This is a genomic window from Microbulbifer rhizosphaerae (genome assembly GCF_014191725.1).
In the GTDB taxonomy this organism is placed as follows: Bacteria; Pseudomonadota; Gammaproteobacteria; order Pseudomonadales; family Cellvibrionaceae; genus Microbulbifer; species Microbulbifer rhizosphaerae.
The window spans coordinates 1-18911 of the sequence record NZ_JACHWZ010000035.1; the positions used below are offsets into that span (position 1 = coordinate 1).

The following is an 18911-nucleotide window of genomic DNA, read 5'->3' on the forward strand; positions in this document are numbered from 1 at the left end:
ATCAAGAGTAGTGCGGCGGCGGGCGCTTAAGGGCGCCCTGGCTAAGGGCCGCGTTCTTGACTTACCTATCCGGGGATTTGGGGGAATCGTGCAGGGAAATTTTGAATGCTGGTGGATATTTGTGACGCGTATCACAAAAATGGCTCCTGCAGGTCCAATCGAGATGTGGGCACCAACGGGGGCTTTGTTTCGGGGCTGGATGAGGCGGCCCTAGTTGCCTCGTAGGTGTCTATGTCCCTAAACCTGATAGCGCTTCTGTGGCTGGCGGCTGTATCGGAGCTGTGCGCCGCAGATATCAAGCGACTAAGCGCCGGGCTGGTGCCGGCTGACCCGGGAAATTGCGATCACCCTGATCGGGATTCCCGTGGCCGGAGAGATGAGCAGTTTGGATGTCTCTGTGGCTATCGACGTATGTCTGTTTGAGGCGATGCGGCAGCGTACAGCAGAAGAGTAGTCAAGCCGCTGTTCACTTCCGAAAATGGCCGCCCTGCACCTCTCTGAAAAGATAAAGTTGCCTTTCAAAGCCAGTGAGTTGCAAACGTGAAAAACTGAAGGGGGCTTTATGAGCCAGTCGAGGTACAAAGAATTTACCGGATTGCATCGGGGACCGGTGCCGCTGCTCCTCGCCAATATCTGGGACGCCGCCAGCGCGCTGCTCTGCCAGCGAGCCGGTGCCCAGGCGCTGGCAACCTCCAGTGCCTCCATGGCCTGGTCCCTGGGTTACGCAGATGGCAGCGTCCTTCCCCGGGAGGAATTGTTATCCGCGGTCCGGCGCATTGTGCGTGCGGCTCGGGTACCGGTGACAGTGGATATCGAGGATGGTTACAGCGATGAGCCCAGTGAGGTGGCGGAGCTGGCTGCTGAAATCGCGCAGTGCGGTGTCGTGGGCATCAATATCGAGGATGGCGGGAGCCCAGCCGAATTGCTCTCCCGCAAGATCCGCGCGATACGCAACACCCTGGGAGACCGGCCGTTGTTTATCAATGCCAGGACCGACGTCTATCTGCGTGGCCTGGCCACCGGCGAGGAGGCGGTTACGCTTTCGGTAAAGCGCTTGACGGAGTATCGGGATGCGGGCGCCGATGGCGGTTTTGTTCCGGGGCTGGGTGCCGTGGATCAGGTGCACGCGGTCGCCGCCAGCGTGGATATGCCCCTCAATCTTATGATGCTGCCGGGAATGGCGCCGGTGGAGGATCTGTTTGCAGCGGGTGCCAGGCGGTTCAGCGCGGGGCCGGCAACGTTTCTGGCCAGTTACGCTTCGCTTGCCGAAGTTGCGCGGGGATTTATCGAGTGCGGCGAGACTGAGCCAATGTTCGCACACACCCTTACCTATGAGGCGCTGAACCAGGCCTTTGCGGGGGAAACCGTCCCTGCATAGGCCTGTTGGCGTTATTGCCGGAGGGGCTCTGCTGCCTGTGCCTTCGGCTGGGGCCCATACAGTTCGCCGGCCGGGCGGTAGTTGACCCAGGAAGTCAGGATATATTTATCGCCGGACACGGGCACGTTGCCGCGGTGGGTGTGAGTAAAGCCGCAGGGAGAGAGGATCAGGCTGCCTTTGCGCGGTTTGATTTTGGCGCCCTGGTAGCAGAATTCCGTCTCACCGCCCTCGTCCACATCGTTGAGATAGAGAATCCAGAAAAGTACCCGGTGCAGGGATTTTTGCCCCGGGTCGCTGGGGTGCGGATAGTGCTCCGAGTGCCAGTGGTAATAGCCTCCCTTGGCTTTCTCATAGTGCTGCAGGTTGATCTTCTCCAACTGGTAGATGCCGGAAACCAGCCGCTGCATCTGCTGTTCTCCAAGCCCGCCGATATCCCCGCTGGTCAGGTTGCGCACTTCCCGACTGGTTTCATCGTAAAAGGAGGGTGAGAGGGCGCCGGTCAATATGTGCGGGTAGCGGCGGCAGTACTCCATCAGTCCGCGGAAAACCAGGCTGTTTACCGCGGCACACTCATCCCGCCAGGAATCCATATCGGAGATAAACAGGTCGGAACTGTTTTTCTTGCTGTGGTCCACTCCGGAGCCAGTCCGGCCCGGCTGTTTGTCTGGGGACTCGCGAAAGCGCCGGATCAAATGATCGCAGGTTTCCGCGGGTGCGATATTCTCAAACAGCAGAATCAGCGAATCCATACTCTCCACTCCGAATACCAAACTGGCAGAAATACCCGGCAAAACGTTATCTATGGATAATGAGGCCGGATCGGCGTCCAACCGGCCTACTGGCCGGGTGTCGTCACCGGTTTTTTTAAACTCCAGCGAATGAAGCCGATGGAGTTTTTGATGGCATTACTGTAACGCGAACTATGGGTTTAGGAAAATTAAATCTCCGATTTTTGACGCTTGATTGGAATAATTTTGCGTTAGGGCCCTTGGGACGAACAGGTGCAAGCCAGGCTGGCCCTGAGGTTCATTTGAATAATTTTGAATTTTCGGGAACCTTTTCGGGTCGTCTTGCGTGTTAACAGACCGATTGGATTGAAGAGATCGGCGAGAGGAGTGATGGCTTGACCGGCCTGATACAGATTTTCCGCCGGCGCGCGGCGCCGGAGGACCGCTTTACCGCCCTGGTGCGCCCGCACATCCGCCTGATGTACCGGATGGCCTACCGCTGGACGCAAAACCAGTCGGAAGCGGAGGATCTGGTGCAGGACGTACTGGCCCGTCTGTTCCCGCGGTTGGAAGAGTTGGTCGCGCTGGACAAGCCTGGCCCCTGGCTGGTCAAGGTGCTCTACCACCGCTACGTGGACCTCTACCGCCGCCGGCTCAATTCGCCGGTCGACGACAGCGTTTCCTGGAGCAGCGATGACACTTTCTTTCAGGAGCGCCTTCTGGATGAACGCAATCACTTCCATCAGCTGGAACTGAAGCGGGCCCTGAACCGGGCGCTGGAGGAGCTGGATGACGGCTGGCGCGACGTGGTGCTGTTGCACGATGTGGAGGGCTATTCGGCCCTGGAAGTAGCGGAAATCCTGGAGATCAATGTGGGGACCGTGAAATCCCGCCTGCACCGTGCGAGAAAAAAACTGAAAGCGGCGCTGCAACTGGGAACCATTGAGGGCTGCCACGCGTGTTAACCGGTGGCGAGGAGATGATTATGAATTGCAATCGGGCAAAACAGGAGCTGGAACTGATGCGCGAGCAGAACGGCGGAAGCCTGCTGCACCATCTGCGCCAGTGTGCCAGCTGCCGCGACTACGCGGAAGAGCTCAGGGTAGTGCGCCTGCTGCGCAGCATGCCCGCGCCGGAGCCCTCGGAGGGGTTCGAGCATCGGGTGCTGCGGTCGGCGCTTCCGCAGTCCCGGGTGGAGCCGCAGGCTCGGCTGCGCGGCTGGCAGCTGGCGACCGCCGCCAGTCTGCTGCTGGCGGTAATGATGGCGGTGCCCCGCTGGCAGTCGTCGCAGTCCGCCGCGCCTCAGATCGTCTCGACGCTGCCGGTCAGCGTATCCCTCGACAGCGCCCGCCCGTTGGAGGGGGCCGTTATCCGGGTGTCGCTGCCGTCCCACCTTGCGCTGGATGGCTATCCAGGGGTGCAGGATCTGGAGTGGCAGGCGAATTTGAACGCCGGAGCTAACCGGCTCACCCTGCCGGTGCGGTTGCAGGGTGCGGAAAGCGGTGGCGAAATCCTGATCGAAGTAGAGCACGAGGGGGCGCGCAAGACGTTCCGGGTGCCGGTTCAGTTCCGGCCCTCCGGAGGGGCCGCGACGGCCCCGATACAGAAGACCTGAACGATTTCCCATAGAAACAACACGAGGTTTCCCGGATGAAAGTGCAAAGAAAGTTGCTGGTGCTGGCCCTGTTTTTCGCGGCGCAGTTAGCTGTTCCAGCACAGGCGGAGGATGAAACCGACAGCGATGAGCTGGATGTCACCCTGACCGTGGTGGAGGCCGATGAAGACGTCGAAGATGCGGTGAACACCATCCAGCTGCCCGAGCAGGCCAGCGAAGTCGCGAAGGAGAGTACCGCTTTTGGCCTGGCCACCGCCAACACCGCCCGCCAGCGTGCAAAAGATGAGTCCGGCGAAGTAAAGAACGAGGCCAAAGAGGCTGCCGAGCAGGCAAAGGCGGCCGCCAAGAGTGCGCGGGAATCCGCTAAAAACGGCAATGAGGCCGCGGAGGAGGCAGTAAAGAACGGGCTCTCCGGCGGCGGTACGGAAAATATTCCGGAAGATGTGCTGGACAATATTCCCGACGATGTAAAGGACAAGCTGCCGATCGATCTGGACTCGGTGATCGATGGCGCTGACGAGAAGGGCCGGGGAAATCTACCCGGCAGTTGATACGCGCTTCCCTAGTAGTGGCTTTGGTGGTCGGGTTCTGTGCCCGGCCATCTTTTTGTTGTTTTGAAACTGCGGAAAATTGTAATGTTGGCAAAGGCGATAAAAACGATTTCTCTATGGGGGCTGCTGAGTGCATCGCTGGTACACGCAGAGGATAATTTCAGTCGGGGGACAGCCGCCTTCAAGCACGGGGACTACCAAGAGGCCTTGGTGCAGTTCGAACTGGAGCGGCGCAAAGGCAACAGCGACGGGAAGCTGATTTACAACATCGGCATTACGCACTTCAAGCTGGGGAATTACCACGAGGCCGGCTTGGCCTTCCGCCAATTGACGGAGGCTCCCCGCTGGCGGGACCTGGGGTATTTCCAGATGGCGCTGGTGGAGGAAAAGCAGGGTCGCAAGGATCGAGCAATCCACTTCTACCGCGAGATTGAAGCGCAGGCGGAATCGGACAAGTTGCGCCGACTCGCCAACAAAAGGTTGGCTGCCCTGGCACCGGCGGAGCCGCGAGGGGCGAAATCCAATCCCTGGCTGGGCATAGTCAGTGCCTCTGCCGGTTACGACGACAATGTCTTCGCGTTGAGGGACGAACTGCAGCTGGATTCATCCGCGGGGGACGACGTCTATTCGGAGCTGTTTGCCTGGGGCCAGTACCGCCTCCACGGCACGACGAGTGACGGCTGGCGGTTGCAGGGGTTTGGCTACGGTCGTCGCTATCGGGAGTACAGTTCCCTGGATATCAACAGCTACAGCCTGGGCCTCTCGCGGGACCTGCAATGGGCCGGCTGGCAGACCGAATTCGGCGTTGCCGCGGAACACACCACCCTGGACGGGAAACAACTCACAAACAGAGCCGGGCTGGTGGGCAGGTTGAAGCGCAGCCTCGGCGGTGCCCGGGTGACCCTCGCCTACCTGCCCTCCCACTATAGCGGGGGCGGCAACTACACCTATCTGGACGGTTGGCGCCACCGGTTCGAGGCCAAGTGGCAGCGGCCGCTGCGCTCGGCCACGGTTAGTGCCCTTTACCGACTGGATATCGACGACCGCGCCGACCTAGAGAACGAAGGCGGCGAGTTCTACAGCTATTCACCCACTCGGCACAGCCTCGGCCTGGAGCTGGGCTGGCAGTTGCGGAGCAACTGGGTCGTGTCCGCCGGCGTCGAGTACCGGGCCAGCGAATACGGTGGCAGCAACAGCCTGACCGATACCGACGGCGTGCAGCGGCGCGAGGCGCGGGAGGCCGATCGGGTGAAGTCCTGGCTGGAATCCGAGTTGCAACTGTCGCCCCGGCTGCAACTGGCAGGAAAGGTCTCTGTCGTCGACAACGAAGAGAACTTCGACCTCTATACCCACGACAAGACCGAGGCCAGCCTGGGAGTGAGGTACGTCTTCTGAGGGCCTCTTCATAACCTTGCATTTCCCAGTGCGACCGGGTGGGGTGGTCCTTGGTGGGACATGCTGTGAATACACCCCCGGCAGAAAACTGCTCCCTGCGTTTTCTGCCTCCACCCCTGTCGGTCGTCGCTCATAACCGGCCGCCCCCGGCGCGAGTCATCTGGCCCCGACCTGGCACCGAGGTCGACGTTTTGGAAGACTTTAAACAGCCTCTAAGAACATCCCAACCAGCCCGCCACATTGTGAACAGGCTCTGAATTACGGTCGGTTTCCCTCCAGCCAGCGACCCACCGCCCCGACAACGGGCCCCGTATTCCCAATCCGGGAACCTTTGACAGCTGCCAAGCGTGTTAACCGGTATTGAGGAGGCGGGCATGGAGCGCAATCAGGCAGGGTGGGAGCTGGAGTTGATGCGCGAGCAGAGCGGCCGCGCCCTGTTGACCCATTCCGCCAGTGCGCTTGTCGCGAGTGCGTCGGGAGCTCAGGGTGGCACGGCAGCCCCTGCGACCCGGCGACAATGATTTGAAAATTTTTTTCCTAAGTTGAAAAGTGAGGCTCAATAAAAATGAATATATTCAAGAAGACAATGGTTCTGTCGCTGTTCGTCTCCGCGCAGTTTGCTATTCCGGCCATTGCCGACGGCGACCTGGATGTGACGGTGACCGTAGTGGAGGCCGACGGTAGTGTCGAGGACGCGGTGGAGCTGATCGAACTCCCGGAAGAGGCCAGCGACGTGGCGAAAGAGGCTTCGGCATTCGGCTTGGCCACCGCCAATGCGGCGCGCCAGCGCGGTAAGTTCGAGAGAGACGATATAGACGAGTCCACCGAGGAAGCGCTGGACGACGCGGCGGAAGAGGCACGCGAATCCGAAGAAGAGGCGCGGGAGGCCGCAGACGAAGCCGCCGAAAAGGCACAGGAGGCTGCGGAAGAGGCACAGGAGGCCGCTGAAGAAGCTGCCGAAGAGGCGCGGGAGGCTGCCAAAGAAGCTGCCGAAGAGGCCCGGGAGACCGCCAAAGAAGCACGGGAGGCTGCCGAAGAAGCTGCCAAAGACGCACAGGAAGCCGCTGAAGAAGCTGCCGAGGAAGCACAGGAGGCGGTTGAAGACGCTGCCGAGGACGCGCAGGAGTCCGCTGAGGAAGCTGCTGAAGAGGCGCAGGAAGGTGCCAACGAAGCAGCCGAAGACGCCATGGAAGATGCCGAAGAGGCAGCTTCAGCTGGCTGATACCGGAAGCTGAGACCGCGAATATCGCAGTATGAATGGCCGGGCGGCTGCGCCCGGCCATTTTTGTGTTTGGGGTGGCCTCCGGGGGGATTGATCAACTTGCAAGCAGCGGGGGGAGTGCATAGAATACGCCGCCCGCAATGCGCCCCTCAAAGGCCCGTTGTTCTCCTTGCCTCACCGGACTGTCCGGGAGGCTGTTTAACCCGTAAGGAGCAAAAATGCGTCATTACGAAATTGTATTCCTGGTCCATCCCGACCAGAGCGAGCAGGTGCCCGGTATGGTGGAGCGCTACAGCGCGACCATCAAGGACAGCGGTGGACAGGTCCATCGCCTGGAAGACTGGGGCCGCCGCCGTCTGGCCTATCCGATCAACAAGATCCACAAAGCCCACTACATCCTGATGAACGTCGAGTGCACGGAAGAGGCTCTGGAAGAGCTGACTACCAACTTCCGCTACAACGACGCCGTGCTGCGCAACCTGGTGATGCGCGAAGATGAGGCCATCACCGAAGAAAGCCCGATCATGAAGGCGGAGAAAGAGAGCCGCGAGCGCAAGGCCGCACGAGCGGAGCGCGGCGAGCGTAGCGAACGCCGCGAGCGCACCGAGCAGGAAGAAGACAGATCTTCCTCCGACGAGGAAGAGCTGTCTTCCGATACCGCTGAAGACGAAGAGTAAGGGGATTATCAGATGGCACGTTTTTTCCGTCGTCGCAAGTTCTGCCGTTTCACCGCCGAGGGCGTCAAGCGTATCGATTACAAGGATCTCGATACCCTGAAAGCCTACGTTTCCGAAACCGGCAAGATTGTTCCGAGCCGTATCACCGGCACCAAAGCCAAGTATCAGCGCCAGTTGGCCACCGCGGTCAAGCGTGCCCGCTACCTGGCCCTGCTGCCGTACACGGACAGCCACGAGGCCTAAGCCCGGAAACCCAGGTTTCTGTGCTTAGACGCTTTACAAGAGAAGCTATCTAGACGTGCGCGCCCTGGCCGAATTCATCATGCGCGGGCGCGTGCGCGCGGTGCTCATCACTATGGTGGGCATACCGCTGATCAGCCCGGCGGCGCTGGCCCTGGTGAGCCTGCGTCGCGGCGGCAGTGACGGCCTGATGGTTCTGGCCTGGGCCCTGCTACCGGTGATCGCCGCGAGCCTGGGCGGCTATATGTCGCCGCTGATGACCGGCCTTGCCGCCAGTCATTTCGCCGCAGTTTTCTGCGGTGCAATGCTGTTGCGGGGCACCCGCTCCTGGGGTGCCGCGCTGGTGGGGGTCACCGCGGTGGCGGCAGTGGGAATTCTGCTCACCGCCCACTTCAGTGGCGGTCTGCTGCAGAGCCTGCTGGAAGCCGCGGAGGCCTCCGGCGGCGGCCAGGCGGAGCAGTTGCGCCAGGTGTTCGGCAGCGAACCCCTGGCCACCGGCTACCTCAGCTGGGTGTCGGCGATCACCGTGACCCTGGCCCTGGTGCTGGGCCGCTGGTGGCAGGCACTGCTGTACAACCCCGGCGGCTTTCGCCAGGAGTTTCACCAGTTGCGCATGCCCCTGCCGCTGGCGGCTGCGGGAATGCTGCTGTGGGTCTTCGGCCTGGTGAGCGAGGGCCTGGTGTTCTGGGGTGCGGTGGTCGCCTTCCCGATGGTGGTGGCCGGCATCGGGCTGATCCACTGGCTGGTGGCAAGGCGCGGCTGGGGCAGGGGGCCCCTGGTGGCCCTGTACGTGATGCTGGTGATCGCGGCACTGCCGCTGGCCGGCTTCCTTTGTGGACTGGCGTTGATAGATAGCTGGATAGATATTCGCGGACGCGCCGCCAAATAGGCGGTCCCGCACAAAATTGAAATTGAGGAAACCGAGATGGAAGTTATTCTGCTCGATAAAGTCGGCAAACTGGGCAATGTGGGTGACCGCGTTGAAGTGAAGGCCGGTTTCGGCCGCAACTACCTGCTGCCCACCGGTAAGGCCGTGGCGGCCACCGAAACCAATATCGCCGAGTTCGAAGCCAAGCGCGCCGAACTGGAAGCGGCTGCTGCGGCCAAGATCGGCGGAGCCGAAGGCCGCGCCGCCCAGATGGCAGACATGTCTGTAACCCTCACCGCCAACGCCGGTGACGAAGGCAAGCTGTTCGGTTCTATCGGCACCCGCGATATCGCCGAGGCGATCACCGCTGCCGGCGTGGAAGTGACCAAGGCTGAAGTCAAGCTGCCGGAGGGCGCGCTGCGCGAAGTGGGCGAGTACGAAGTCGACGTACAGCTGCACGCGGACGTGATCGCCACCGTTAAGGTCATCGTCGAAGCCGAGTAAGCGGGCTCTGCCTGTTTCCCTCGGCGCGACTGACTCGCCACGTCCCTGTGGCTCGCCCGCTTCGGGGGCAGCCTTCGGCTGTCCAAATTCGCTCCGGGCGAATTTGTCGCGCTACAATCGGGCGCTGATTCCCCCGCGGATTCAGCGCCCGCTTTGTTTCTGGTAACCAGCAAATCCCTATGCACGACGAGTACGCCGTCCCCGAAGATGAACTACAGACCGAGGAATCCTCGCCGCTGCCTCACTCCGTAGAGGCGGAACAGTCGGTGCTGGGCGGGCTGATGCTGGATTCCAGCCGCCTGGACAGCGTCGCCGAACAGCTGGGGGAGCAGGATTTCTTCGTTGCCAGGCACCGGGTGATCTTCTCGGTGATGGTGCAGCTGGCAAACGGCGAGCAGCCGCTGGATATCGTCACCCTGGCGGAGGCGCTGGCCAGCCGCGACCTGCTGGCGGAGGTGGGCGGCCCCGCCTACCTGGCCGAACTGGCCGAGAATACGCCCTCCGCGGCCAACATCGTCGCCTACGCCAAAATCGTGCGCGAGCGTTCCATGCTGCGCCAGTTGATCGCCGCCGCCGGCGAGATTAGCCGCACCAGCTTCAAGCCCGGTGGCCTGGCCTCCAGCGACCTGCTGCAGATGGCCGAGCGCCGGGTGGCAGAGATCGCCGAGGGGCGCGCCAAGGAGGGGGGCTTTGTCGGCGTCGATGCGCTGCTCAAGAAGACCGTCGAGCGCATCGACGAACTGTTCAAATCCGAGGGGGACATCACCGGCCTGGGCACCGGCCTCACCGAGCTGGACCAGCGCACATCCGGCTGGCAGCCGGGGGAGCTGATCATTCTCGCCGCGCGCCCCTCCATGGGCAAGACCGCGCTGGCGCTCAACTTCGTGGAAACCGCGATGCTGTCCCAGGAGCGCCCGACCCTAGTGTTCAGCATGGAGATGCCCTCGGACAGCCTGGTAATGCGTATGTTGTCCTCCATCGGCCGCATCGACCAGGGCCGTATCCGCAACGGCAAGCTGCAGGAAGAGGACTGGCCCAAGCTCTCCAGCGCGGTGCAGAAGATGAAGGGCAAGGCCCTGTACATCGACGACACCCCGGCTCTGACCCCCAGCGAAGTGCGCGCGCGCACCAAGCGCACGGTGCGCGACCACACCAACCGGCTGATGCAGGCGGACAGCAAGCTCAGCCGCGAGGAGGCCGAGCGCAAAAGCATGCCCGCGATGATCATGGTGGACTACCTGCAGCTGATGCAGGTGGCCGGCAACACCGAGGGCCGCACCCAGGAGATCTCCGAGATCTCGCGGTCTTTGAAGGCCCTGGCGAAGGAGTACGATTGCCCGGTAATCGCCCTGTCCCAGCTCAACCGCGGTGTGGAGCAGCGCCCCAACAAGCGGCCGATGAACTCCGACCTGCGGGAATCCGGAGCCATCGAGCAGGATGCGGACGTGATCCTGTTTATCTACCGCGATGAGTACTACAACGAAGACAGTCCGGATAAGGGCATGGCTGAGCTGATCATCGGCAAGCAGCGCAACGGCGAGATCGGCACCTGCCGCGCCGCCTTTGTGGGCAAGTACACCCGCTTCGACAACCTGGCGCCGGAGTACTACCAGGGAGATTGATCGCATCGGAGATGGCCGGCCGCTGGCCGGCATGCGGAGCTGGAGCTCCGCGTTCCCGGGGCGGCCAACGGCACGATGTAGGGGCGAACTTGTGTTCGCCCAACCTGGGACCGCGGAGCTCCAGCTCTGCAAGCGGGCCACAAGCCCGCCGGAGGGCGAATACAAGGTTCACCCCTAAGGGAGCTTCGAGTTGCTGTCTGAGGAAATCATCCGCGCGCTGGTGATCGAGCGCCAGCATATCCACAAACCCTGGCCCGGCGACCTGCCGGCGCTGATCCGCCATCTGGGCGCACTGCAGCTGGATGCCATCCAGGTCATCACCCGCGCCCACCACCACCAGCTCTACAACCGCCTGCCGCGCTACCGCGAGAGCCAGCTGCAAACAGCGGAGCGGCGCCGGGAGATTTTCGAATACTGGTCCCACGCCGCCGCCTACCTGCCCATGGAACGCTACCGCTACGCGCGGGTGCGCATGGACCGCGTCCGCGAGGGGCAGCGGCACTGGTTTGAGAAGAACGCCAAACTGTGCCGCCACGTGCTGGACCGGGTGCGCGCCGAGGGCGCGCTCAAGGCCAGTGACTTCGTGAAGGGGAAGGGCGGCTGGTGGGAGTGGTCCGATGAAAAGAAAGCCTTGGAGCAGCTGTTTCACGAGGGCGAGCTGATGGTGAGCCACCGCGACGGCTTCCAGAAAGTCTTCGACCTGCCGGAGCGCCTGCTGCCCTCCCATATCGCCACCGATACCGCCAGCGACGCCGACTACGGCCGCCACCTGGTGCGCACTTTCCTGCGCTGCCAGGGAGTGGGCCGGCCGGAGGAGATCGCCTACCTGCGCCGCCACGACAAGCCGCTGGTCAAACGCGCGGTGGACGCCATGCTGAAAAGCGGCGAACTGATGCCGCTGGGGAGGGAGCTGATACTGGCGGAGGACGGGCGGCCGATGCCAGCCAGGCCGGCGCGGCGGGCGCGCCTGCTGTCCCCCTTCGATCCGCTGGTATTGCAGCGCAAGCGGCTGAAAAGGCTATTCGATTTCGACTACCAGCTGGAGTGCTACCTGCCCGCCCACAAGCGGCGCTACGGCTATTTCTGCCTGCCGATTCTGTACGGGGATAAATTTGCCGGGGTGGCGGATTTGAAGGCGGATCGGGAGGCCGGGCTGTTGCGGATCAAATCCCTGCACTGGAAGGCGGACCCGGGCGCGGCGTTGAAGGCCAGTTTTACCCGTGCCCTGGCGGGCTTTGCCCGTTTCCACGGCCTGGAAGCCCAGGCCCTGTAGGGTGCGCCGCGCGAACCCTGCGTAATTCTAGGCCACCTTGTTCGCCAGTTCGCTCTTGATCAGCTCAAGCGCCTCTATCTGCATTGTGTCCGAGGCCTTGCGCGCGGCCCGCACATTGCCCTGGTCGATGGCGTCGTAGAGCCGCTTGTGGTTCTTGTAGCTGGCCGTCTCCACCCCCTTGATGCGGTTGGTGAAGCGGATGCTCACCCGCAGCGCCGTCTCAATAAAGCTGGAGAGCTGCATATAGAAGGGATTGTTGGTGGCCTTGAGTATGCTGATATGGAAGGCGATGTCCGCGTCCACCGAATCACCGAGTCCCTCTTCTGCGTCTTTCATCCGCCGTAAGGCTGCGCCGATTGCGGCGATCTTGGGCCTGTCCTGGTCTTCCGCCGCCAGCGCGGCCGCTTCCTGTTCGATGGCCACCCGCAGTTGCAGGAACTCCTTGAGCATTTCCAGGGTGGGCTGGCCGCGCAATATCCAGCCGAGTACATCCGGGTCGAACATGTTCCAGGTTTCCCGCGGTTGTACGCGGATGCCCTGGCGCGGACGCGAGCTGATGAGTCCCTTGGCGGTGAGCATCTTGATCGCCTCGCGGGTGGCGCTGCGGCTGATGCCGAACTCCTCGCACAGGTGAGCCTCGGAGGGCAGGCCCTCGCCGACCTTGTAGCGACCGCTGGCGATGGCCGCCCCGAGGGTGTGCACCAGTTGCTGGGTTAGATTGCGCCCATTCTGTTCTCTATCCATCTTATACGTCGGTCCGTGGAGTGAATATTCATATGATAAATCTACACAATGGCCACGGCTACCCCCGGTACGATAGTTCGAGTCTAGCTGTCGGTGTTCGGAGGAGTGGTCGGGTGATTTGGCGATGATATCACGATATTTCGCCATCGTTTCGAAGATGATGCTGGAATCAGGTGAGAGATCTCTGCCCGGCAGGGTTCCCGCCTCCGGGCCACGGCATTCGCCAGTGGCCGGAGGCGTCTCCCTCTACACCCGGCCGCCGTCGATCACCAGGGACTGGCCGGTGATCATCCTCGACGCCAGGGAGGCGAGGAAGAGTGCCGAATTTGCGCAATCCTCCTCGGAAATGGTGTCTTTCAGGCACTGTTGGTCGAGGCACTCCTGCAATGCCTCCGGGGTCACCCACAGTTCCTTCTGCCGCTCGGTCATCACCCAGCCGGGAATCAGGGCGTTAACGCGGATATTGTCCGGCCCCAGCTCCCGCGCCAGTGCCTTGGTGAGGCCGATGATCGCCGCCTTGGCGGTGACATAGGCCGGGTAACCGCTCAGTCCCAGCAGGGAGGAGTTGGAGCCCACGTTGATGATGCTGCCCAGCCCTTTCTCGCGCATACCCGCCGCTACCGCCTGGGCGGTAAAGAAGTGGGGGCGCAGGTTGGTGTTGATGGACTGGTCCCAGTCCTCGGGGGTGAATTCGTCGAGGGTGTGGCGGGTGTCGCGGGCGGCGTTGTTGATCAGTACGTCGATGGGTCCTATCTCCTGTACCGACTCCGCCACGCAGGCCTTGAGGTGGTCCACATCGGAGATATCGCAGCTTCGATAGAAGGGCCGCACACCCGATTGGGCTTCTATGTCGTCGCACAGGCGCTCGGCCTTGTCCGCGTCCAGGGACACAAAGGCGACTCGCGCCCCCTGGGCGACAAAGGCGCGCACAAAGGCGGCGCCGATACCGGAGCCGCCGCCGGTGATAAAGACCGAGGTGTCTTTGAGATCGGAATAGGTCGTTACTGCCATCGCTGTGCTTTCCCCCTGTATGGCCTTCCCTTTATGATTTTATCCATATTTATATGATAAATTGATGGTAAGGGCCTGCCAAGCGGTTTCTGTCCGTTTCCAACAAACATAAAGTAGGGCAACCTCCAAACGACTTCCGTTATCGGGGGGCTGGGGGAGGGTGGTTAAACCGATCGCGGCCAGCGGCCGCTCCTACTGTAGGAGCAGACGCTGGCCGCGATCAGTGGCTATGAAAGCCGTGTTCTCTCAGATCCTCACCACCACGTAGACTTCCCTGCCATCCCGCTGGGTCGGGAGGAAGTAGTCGCTGCCGTAGCGGTAGTACTGCACCCCGTTGACGATCTCCGCGGTGTAGCCGGGGGGTAGGGTCTCCACGACTTCTCCCGGGGTATAGTCGGAAGAGGTGCTGGCCACGGTCACCGGCGGCGGGACCACCACATAGCCGCGGCTGGCTGGATGCCATTGGTAGTAGGCATCTGCGTACTGGTAGTAGGTGGCGCCACCGATCTCCAGCCGCACCGCACTGGCCGGCAGCGACATCACCGAGGCACCCAGGGGGGCGGAAACCACCACGTAGCCCGCCGGTGCCGGACGGTAGAAATAGCCACTGTGGTAGTAATAGGGGCGGCCGCCCACTGCCAGGCTCATGTGGCCGAATGGCAGAATCGGCGCGCTGAAGCCGATGGATACCCGCGGTCCACGGTAACGGTGGCCGTGCCTGTAACGGTGGTCGTGTCTGTAGTGGTGGTGATAGCCGTAGCCGTGGCGCTGATGGCCGGGTGTTCGCGCGTCAGCGGGTGGGGTGAAGGCGAATGCCCCCAGCGCCACGATTGCCGCGGCGCCAATCAGAGTTTTTAACGTTTTCACAGCCTTTCCTGCTAAGTAATTACTTACATCGTTTAAATATTAACCCCTTTCGGGGCGGGAGCGCCACGCCTGCGCGTTAAGAAATGTCAAACGGACGCCGGCCGGGTGGTCGCTGGAGCGTATCCGCGGACCACAGGGTCATCGATGTACTTGAGGGGCCTGTGTAGGAGCGGCCGTTGGCCGCGATCGAATTCGCTTCGTAGTTATGATCGGGCCGCCCTGCTGCCGGAGGTTATTCGCGGGACACGCTGTGAACACATCCTTGTACGCTCTCCGCTGTCATCCATGGCCGCAGAAGGCCCCGCAAATAACCCCCGGCAGCAGTGCCTTCGCATAGGGCCTATCACTCTTACCCGATACCGATCGCGGCCAGCGGCCGCTCCTACAAAATGCGTCAGCGATTGCGCTGCACGATTCCCATCAGCTTGTACAGCAGTTGCGCGGCGGCAAAGTCGTAGGCGTGGAAGCCCTCGATAGGGGCGAATTCCAGCAGGTCGAAGCCGATAATCTCCCGCTGCCTGGCTACTGATTCGAACAGGTTAAGGGTCTGGTACCAGCCCAGGCCGCCGGGCACCGGAGTACCGGTGGAGGGGAAAACCGACGGGTCTATGCCGTCTACGTCCAGGGTGAAGAACACCTTTCTGGGGAAATCCTCCGGCAGCTCGAACTCCTGCACGTTGGTGGGCACCAGTTGGTGGGCGTCCAGGTAGTGCACGCCGTACTTGTCGCGCGCGCCCATCTCCTCCTCGCAGTAGGCGCGGATACCCAACTGGAACAGCGGAATGCCGGCCTCAACCACCAGGCGCATCACACTGGCGTGGCTGTGCTTTTCACCCTCGTAGCGGTCGCGCAGGTCCGCGTGGGCGTCTATCTGCACCACGCCGAAGTCCTCTACACCCGCGTCCAGGTAACCCTTGATCACGCCCCAGGTCACCGAGTGCTCGCCGCCGATGCCCACCGGCATTTTGCCCAGCTCGAGAATCTCGCGAGTGGCCGCGGTGATATTGTCCATCACCTGCTCGGGCTTGCCGGAGACGTCCACCGCATTGCGGGTATAGATGCCCAGTTCGCAGGGGGAAGAGAAGTTGTCGAAGGTTTCCAGTTGTTGCGAGGCCTCGATAATCGCCGCCGGGCCCTTGCCGGTGCCGCCGCCGTAGGACACCGTGGCCTCGTAGGGAATCGGCAGGATATGAAACAGGGCCTCTTCCGGTCTGGGTTGTTCGATTTCCGAGCCCAGGAAAATGGTTTTCTCGTCGTCCATGAATTGACCCCTTGTGGGAGCGGCCCCCGGCCCCTCTCCCCCGGCCCCTCTCCCGCAAGCGGGAGAGGGGAGCTATTCTTTCGAGTCCCGAGTCCCGAGTCCCGAGTCCCGAATTATGAAAGGCGGCCCTTGAAGTCCCCGTAGCCGAACTCTTTGATAATTTCCAGCTCGTCGGTTTTCGAATTCCACAGCGCGATCGCCGGCAGCGGTATGCCGTTGAAGGTATTGGTCTTCACCATGGTGTAGTAGGCCATTTCCTCGAACACCAGTCGGTCGCCGACTTTCAGCGGATCGGCGAAGCTGTACTCGCCGATGCTGTCGCCGGCCAGGCAGCTCTGGCCACCCAGGCGGTAATCGTGGGGCAGTTCGCCGGGGCGGGCGGCGCCGGTGATTTCCGGGCGATAGGGCATTTCCAGCACGTCCGGCATATGGCAGGTGGCGGAGGTGTCGAGGATCGCCTGGTTGCGGCCGTTCCAGGTGAGATCCACCACTTCGCCCACCAGTACGCCGGCGAACAGCGAAATCGCCTCGCCGGGTTCCAGGTAAACCTGCACCTTATGTTTGTCGGCAAAAGTGCGCACCGCGTTTACCAGTTCGTCGACCTGATAGTCACAGCGGGTGATATGGTGGCCGCCGCCGAAATTGATCCATTCCATCTGCGGGATCAGGTCTTTGAATTTGTCCTCCACCGCGGCGATGGTGCGCTCCAGCGGTTTGAAATCCTGCTCGCACAGTGTGTGGAAGTGCAGGCCGCTGATGCCGTGGAGATCCTCGCCGTCGAACAGTGAGCGCACTATGCCCAGGCGCGAACAGGGCGCGCAGGGATCGTAGAGGTCTGTGTGTCCCTCGGAGTGTTCCGGATTGATGCGCAGGCCGAAACGCAGTTCCGGCCTTTCGTTCTGCATTTCCAGGCACAGATCTTTGTAGCGCTTCCACTGGGAAAAGGAATTGAAAATCACATGGTGGGCGAATTGCAGGATTTCCCGCAGTTCGCTTTCCTTGTAGCCGGCGCTGAACACATGCACTTCTTTGCCGAGGTCGCGGCCGCCGTACTCCTCGAAACCCAGTTTCGCTTCGAACAGGCCGGAGGCGGCAGTGCCGGACAGGTACTCGGCGACGATGGGGCCGATGCTGAACATGGAGAAGGCTTTCAACGCCGCGAGCACCTTGGCGCCGCTGCGTTTCTGCACATCCGCCAGCACTTCCAGGTTTTCGCGCAGCGCTCTTTCGTCGACGACGAAACAGGGGGAAGGCACCCGACTGGGGTCGAAACTGCCGAAGTAGTCTATTCGAGGGGTCAGGTCCATAGGCTGATAATTGTGTTTTGCGTGATTCAGGCTCAGTGGACAGCCGGTGTCCAGAAACTATCGGGTTATCGGAACGGCTTGTCCAGCCAGGTCTCCTGCCATGGCAGGCCGTACTGGTTGAGGTCGGCCATAAACGGGTCCGGGTCCATCTGTTCCATGTTCCACACGCCGGGCTTCATCCATTTGCCTTCCAGCATCATTTTGGCGCCGATCATCGCTGGCACGCCGGTGGTGTAGGAGATGGCCTGGGACTGCACTTCCTTGTAGCACTCCTGATGGTCGCAGATATTGTAGACGTAGTAGATTTTTTCCTGTCCATCCTTGCTGCCGCGGATGATATTGCCGATGCAGGTCTTGCCCTTGGTCAGGGGGCCCAGGCTGGCCGGGTCGGGGAGCAGCGCTTTCAGAAACTGGATCGGCGCGATTTCCTGGCCCTGGAATTCGATCGGTTCGATGCTGGTCATGCCGACGTTCTGCAGCACTTCCAGGTGTTTCAAATAGTTGGGCGAGAAAGTCATCCAGAAACGTGCGCGCTCGATTTCCGGCAAGTGCTTGCTGAGGGATTCCAGTTCCTCGTGGTAGAGGAGATAAATATCCTTTTCGCCGATGCCTTCCGGGAAGTCGAAAACCCGCTTTTCTTCCATCGGCTTGGTGGTGACCCACTCGCCGTTTTCCCAGTAGCGGCCGTTGGCGGTGATCTCGCGGATATTGATCTCGGGATTGAAGTTGGTGGCAAACGGCAGGCCGTGGTCGCCGGCGTTACAGTCGAGAATATCCAGGGTCTTGATGCGGTCGAAGTGGTGCTTCTTCGCGTAGGCGGTGAACACGCTGGTCACGCCCGGGTCGAAGCCGCTGCCGAGCAGCGCCATCAGGCCGGCTTTCTCGAATTTTTCGTGGTAGGCCCACTGCCACTTGTATTCGAACTTGGCTTCTTCCGGCGGCTCGTAGTTGGCGGTGTCCAGGTAGTGCACGCCGGTTTCCAGGCAGGCGTCCATGATGTGCAGGTCCTGATAGGGTAGAGCCACGTTGATCACCATATCCGGCTTGACCTTCTCGATCAGCGCCACCATTTCGCCCACGTGGTCCGCGTCCACCTGCGCGGTGTCGATCTTGCGCGGCAGCATCTCGGCGATTTTGTCGCACTTGCTCTTGGTGCGGCTGGCCAGGGTGATCTTCTCGAATACCTCCGGTACCTGCGCGCACTTGTGCGCGACCACCTGGCCGACGCCACCGGCGCCGATAATCAGTACATTGGCCATAAAAATCTCCTTATAGTAACTACCCACCTCCCTCGTGCCAGTAAGAGAGGCCGGTGGCGGCCCTGCTGCCGGGGGAAGTTTGCGGGACACGCTGTGAATACATCCCTGTACGCTCTCCGCGGCCGTCCATGGCCGCAGAAGGTCCCGCAAACTTCCCCCGGCATCAGGGCCTTCGGATCAAGTTTCGTAGTAACTACTCTCCCCTCTCCCGCTTGCGGGGGAGGGGCCGGGGGAGGGGGCGCTGACCGGCGGGGGGGGGGGGGGGGGGGGGGGGGGGGGGGGGGGGGGGGGGGGGGGGGGGGGGGGGGGGGGGGGGGGGGGGGGGGGGGGGGGTGGGGGGGGGGGGGGGGGGGGGGGGGAGGGGGGGGGGGGGGGGGGGGGGGGGGTGG

19 protein-coding genes are annotated in these 18911 nt (G+C 61.9%); 12 read left to right on the plus strand and 7 right to left on the minus strand.

What is annotated here, in order from left to right; genetic code table 11:
* Positions 1-562: 562 nt before the first annotated feature.
* Positions 563-1378: an isocitrate lyase/PEP mutase family protein gene (locus tag FHS09_RS21485; protein WP_183463810.1), complete on the plus strand. Its 816-nt coding sequence runs from the start codon at positions 563-565 to the stop codon at positions 1376-1378.
* 11 nt (positions 1379-1389) lie between these two features.
* On the opposite strand, the gene FHS09_RS21490 is transcribed toward FHS09_RS21485, so the two are convergent.
* Positions 1390-2127: a 2OG-Fe(II) oxygenase gene (locus FHS09_RS21490; RefSeq protein WP_183463812.1), complete on the minus strand. Its 738-nt coding sequence runs from the start codon at positions 2125-2127 to the stop codon at positions 1390-1392.
* A 374-nt stretch (positions 2128-2501) separates the two neighbouring features.
* Between FHS09_RS21490 and FHS09_RS21495 the strand changes: the two genes are divergently transcribed.
* The 11 genes from FHS09_RS21495 (at position 2502) to FHS09_RS21545 (ending at position 12073) form a co-directional block, all read left to right on the plus strand.
* Positions 2502-3071, plus strand: coding sequence for an RNA polymerase sigma factor (locus tag FHS09_RS21495; protein ID WP_183463814.1), 570 nt, complete (start codon positions 2502-2504; stop codon positions 3069-3071).
* 20 nt (positions 3072-3091) lie between these two features.
* Complete coding sequence (locus FHS09_RS21500; protein WP_183463816.1) at positions 3092-3721, plus strand: anti-sigma factor; 630 nt, start codon at positions 3092-3094, stop codon at positions 3719-3721.
* A 35-nt stretch (positions 3722-3756) separates the two neighbouring features.
* Positions 3757-4272, plus strand: coding sequence for a hypothetical protein (locus FHS09_RS21505; protein WP_183463818.1), 516 nt, complete (start codon positions 3757-3759; stop codon positions 4270-4272).
* A gap of 84 nt (positions 4273-4356) precedes the next feature.
* Positions 4357-5667: a tetratricopeptide repeat protein gene (locus tag FHS09_RS21510; RefSeq protein ID WP_183463820.1), complete on the plus strand. Its 1311-nt coding sequence runs from the start codon at positions 4357-4359 to the stop codon at positions 5665-5667.
* Between the two features lie 565 nt (positions 5668-6232).
* Positions 6233-6889: a hypothetical protein gene (locus FHS09_RS21515; protein WP_183463822.1), complete on the plus strand. Its 657-nt coding sequence runs from the start codon at positions 6233-6235 to the stop codon at positions 6887-6889.
* Between the two features lie 218 nt (positions 6890-7107).
* Positions 7108-7566, plus strand: a complete 459-nt coding sequence (rpsF, locus tag FHS09_RS21520) for a 30S ribosomal protein S6 (protein WP_183463824.1) — start codon at positions 7108-7110, stop codon at positions 7564-7566.
* A 12-nt stretch (positions 7567-7578) separates the two neighbouring features.
* Positions 7579-7809, plus strand: coding sequence for a 30S ribosomal protein S18 (gene rpsR / locus FHS09_RS21525; RefSeq protein ID WP_067084304.1), 231 nt, complete (start codon positions 7579-7581; stop codon positions 7807-7809).
* A gap of 55 nt (positions 7810-7864) precedes the next feature.
* Entirely contained in the window at positions 7865-8695 is an 831-nt protein-coding gene (locus FHS09_RS21530) for a hypothetical protein (protein ID WP_183463826.1), read from the plus strand.
* A gap of 36 nt (positions 8696-8731) precedes the next feature.
* Entirely contained in the window at positions 8732-9178 is a 447-nt protein-coding gene (rplI, locus tag FHS09_RS21535; protein WP_183463828.1) for a 50S ribosomal protein L9, read from the plus strand.
* A gap of 179 nt (positions 9179-9357) precedes the next feature.
* Positions 9358-10800, plus strand: a complete 1443-nt coding sequence (dnaB, locus tag FHS09_RS21540) for a replicative DNA helicase (protein WP_183463830.1) — start codon at positions 9358-9360, stop codon at positions 10798-10800.
* Positions 10801-10990: 190 nt separating this feature from the next.
* A complete protein-coding gene (locus FHS09_RS21545) occupies positions 10991-12073 on the plus strand; it encodes a winged helix-turn-helix domain-containing protein (protein WP_183463832.1) in 1083 nt (360 codons plus the stop codon).
* A 27-nt stretch (positions 12074-12100) separates the two neighbouring features.
* On the opposite strand, the gene FHS09_RS21550 is transcribed toward FHS09_RS21545, so the two are convergent.
* The 6 genes from FHS09_RS21550 to FHS09_RS21575 all read right to left on the minus strand — a co-directional run bounded on the left by FHS09_RS21550 (position 12101) and on the right by FHS09_RS21575 (position 18522).
* Positions 12101-12817, minus strand: coding sequence for a FadR/GntR family transcriptional regulator (locus tag FHS09_RS21550; protein ID WP_183463834.1), 717 nt, complete (start codon positions 12815-12817; stop codon positions 12101-12103).
* 246 nt (positions 12818-13063) lie between these two features.
* Positions 13064-13828 carry an SDR family NAD(P)-dependent oxidoreductase gene (locus tag FHS09_RS21555; RefSeq protein ID WP_183463836.1) on the minus strand — a complete coding sequence of 255 codons (765 nt, stop codon included), beginning with the start codon at positions 13826-13828 and terminating at the stop codon, positions 13064-13066.
* Positions 13829-14074: 246 nt separating this feature from the next.
* On the minus strand, positions 14075-14695 hold the full coding sequence (locus tag FHS09_RS21560) for a DUF6515 family protein (protein WP_183463838.1): 621 nt from the start codon (positions 14693-14695) through the stop codon (positions 14075-14077).
* A gap of 394 nt (positions 14696-15089) precedes the next feature.
* Positions 15090-15956: an agmatinase gene (gene speB, locus FHS09_RS21565; protein ID WP_183463840.1), complete on the minus strand. Its 867-nt coding sequence runs from the start codon at positions 15954-15956 to the stop codon at positions 15090-15092.
* 113 nt (positions 15957-16069) lie between these two features.
* The gene (nspC, locus tag FHS09_RS21570) at positions 16070-17263 is read right to left on the minus strand and encodes a carboxynorspermidine decarboxylase (RefSeq protein ID WP_183463842.1); all 1194 of its coding nucleotides are present in this window, start codon (positions 17261-17263) and stop codon (positions 16070-16072) included.
* Between the two features lie 65 nt (positions 17264-17328).
* A complete protein-coding gene (locus FHS09_RS21575; protein ID WP_183463844.1) occupies positions 17329-18522 on the minus strand; it encodes a saccharopine dehydrogenase family protein in 1194 nt (397 codons plus the stop codon).
* Between the last annotated feature and the right edge of the window lie 389 nt (positions 18523-18911).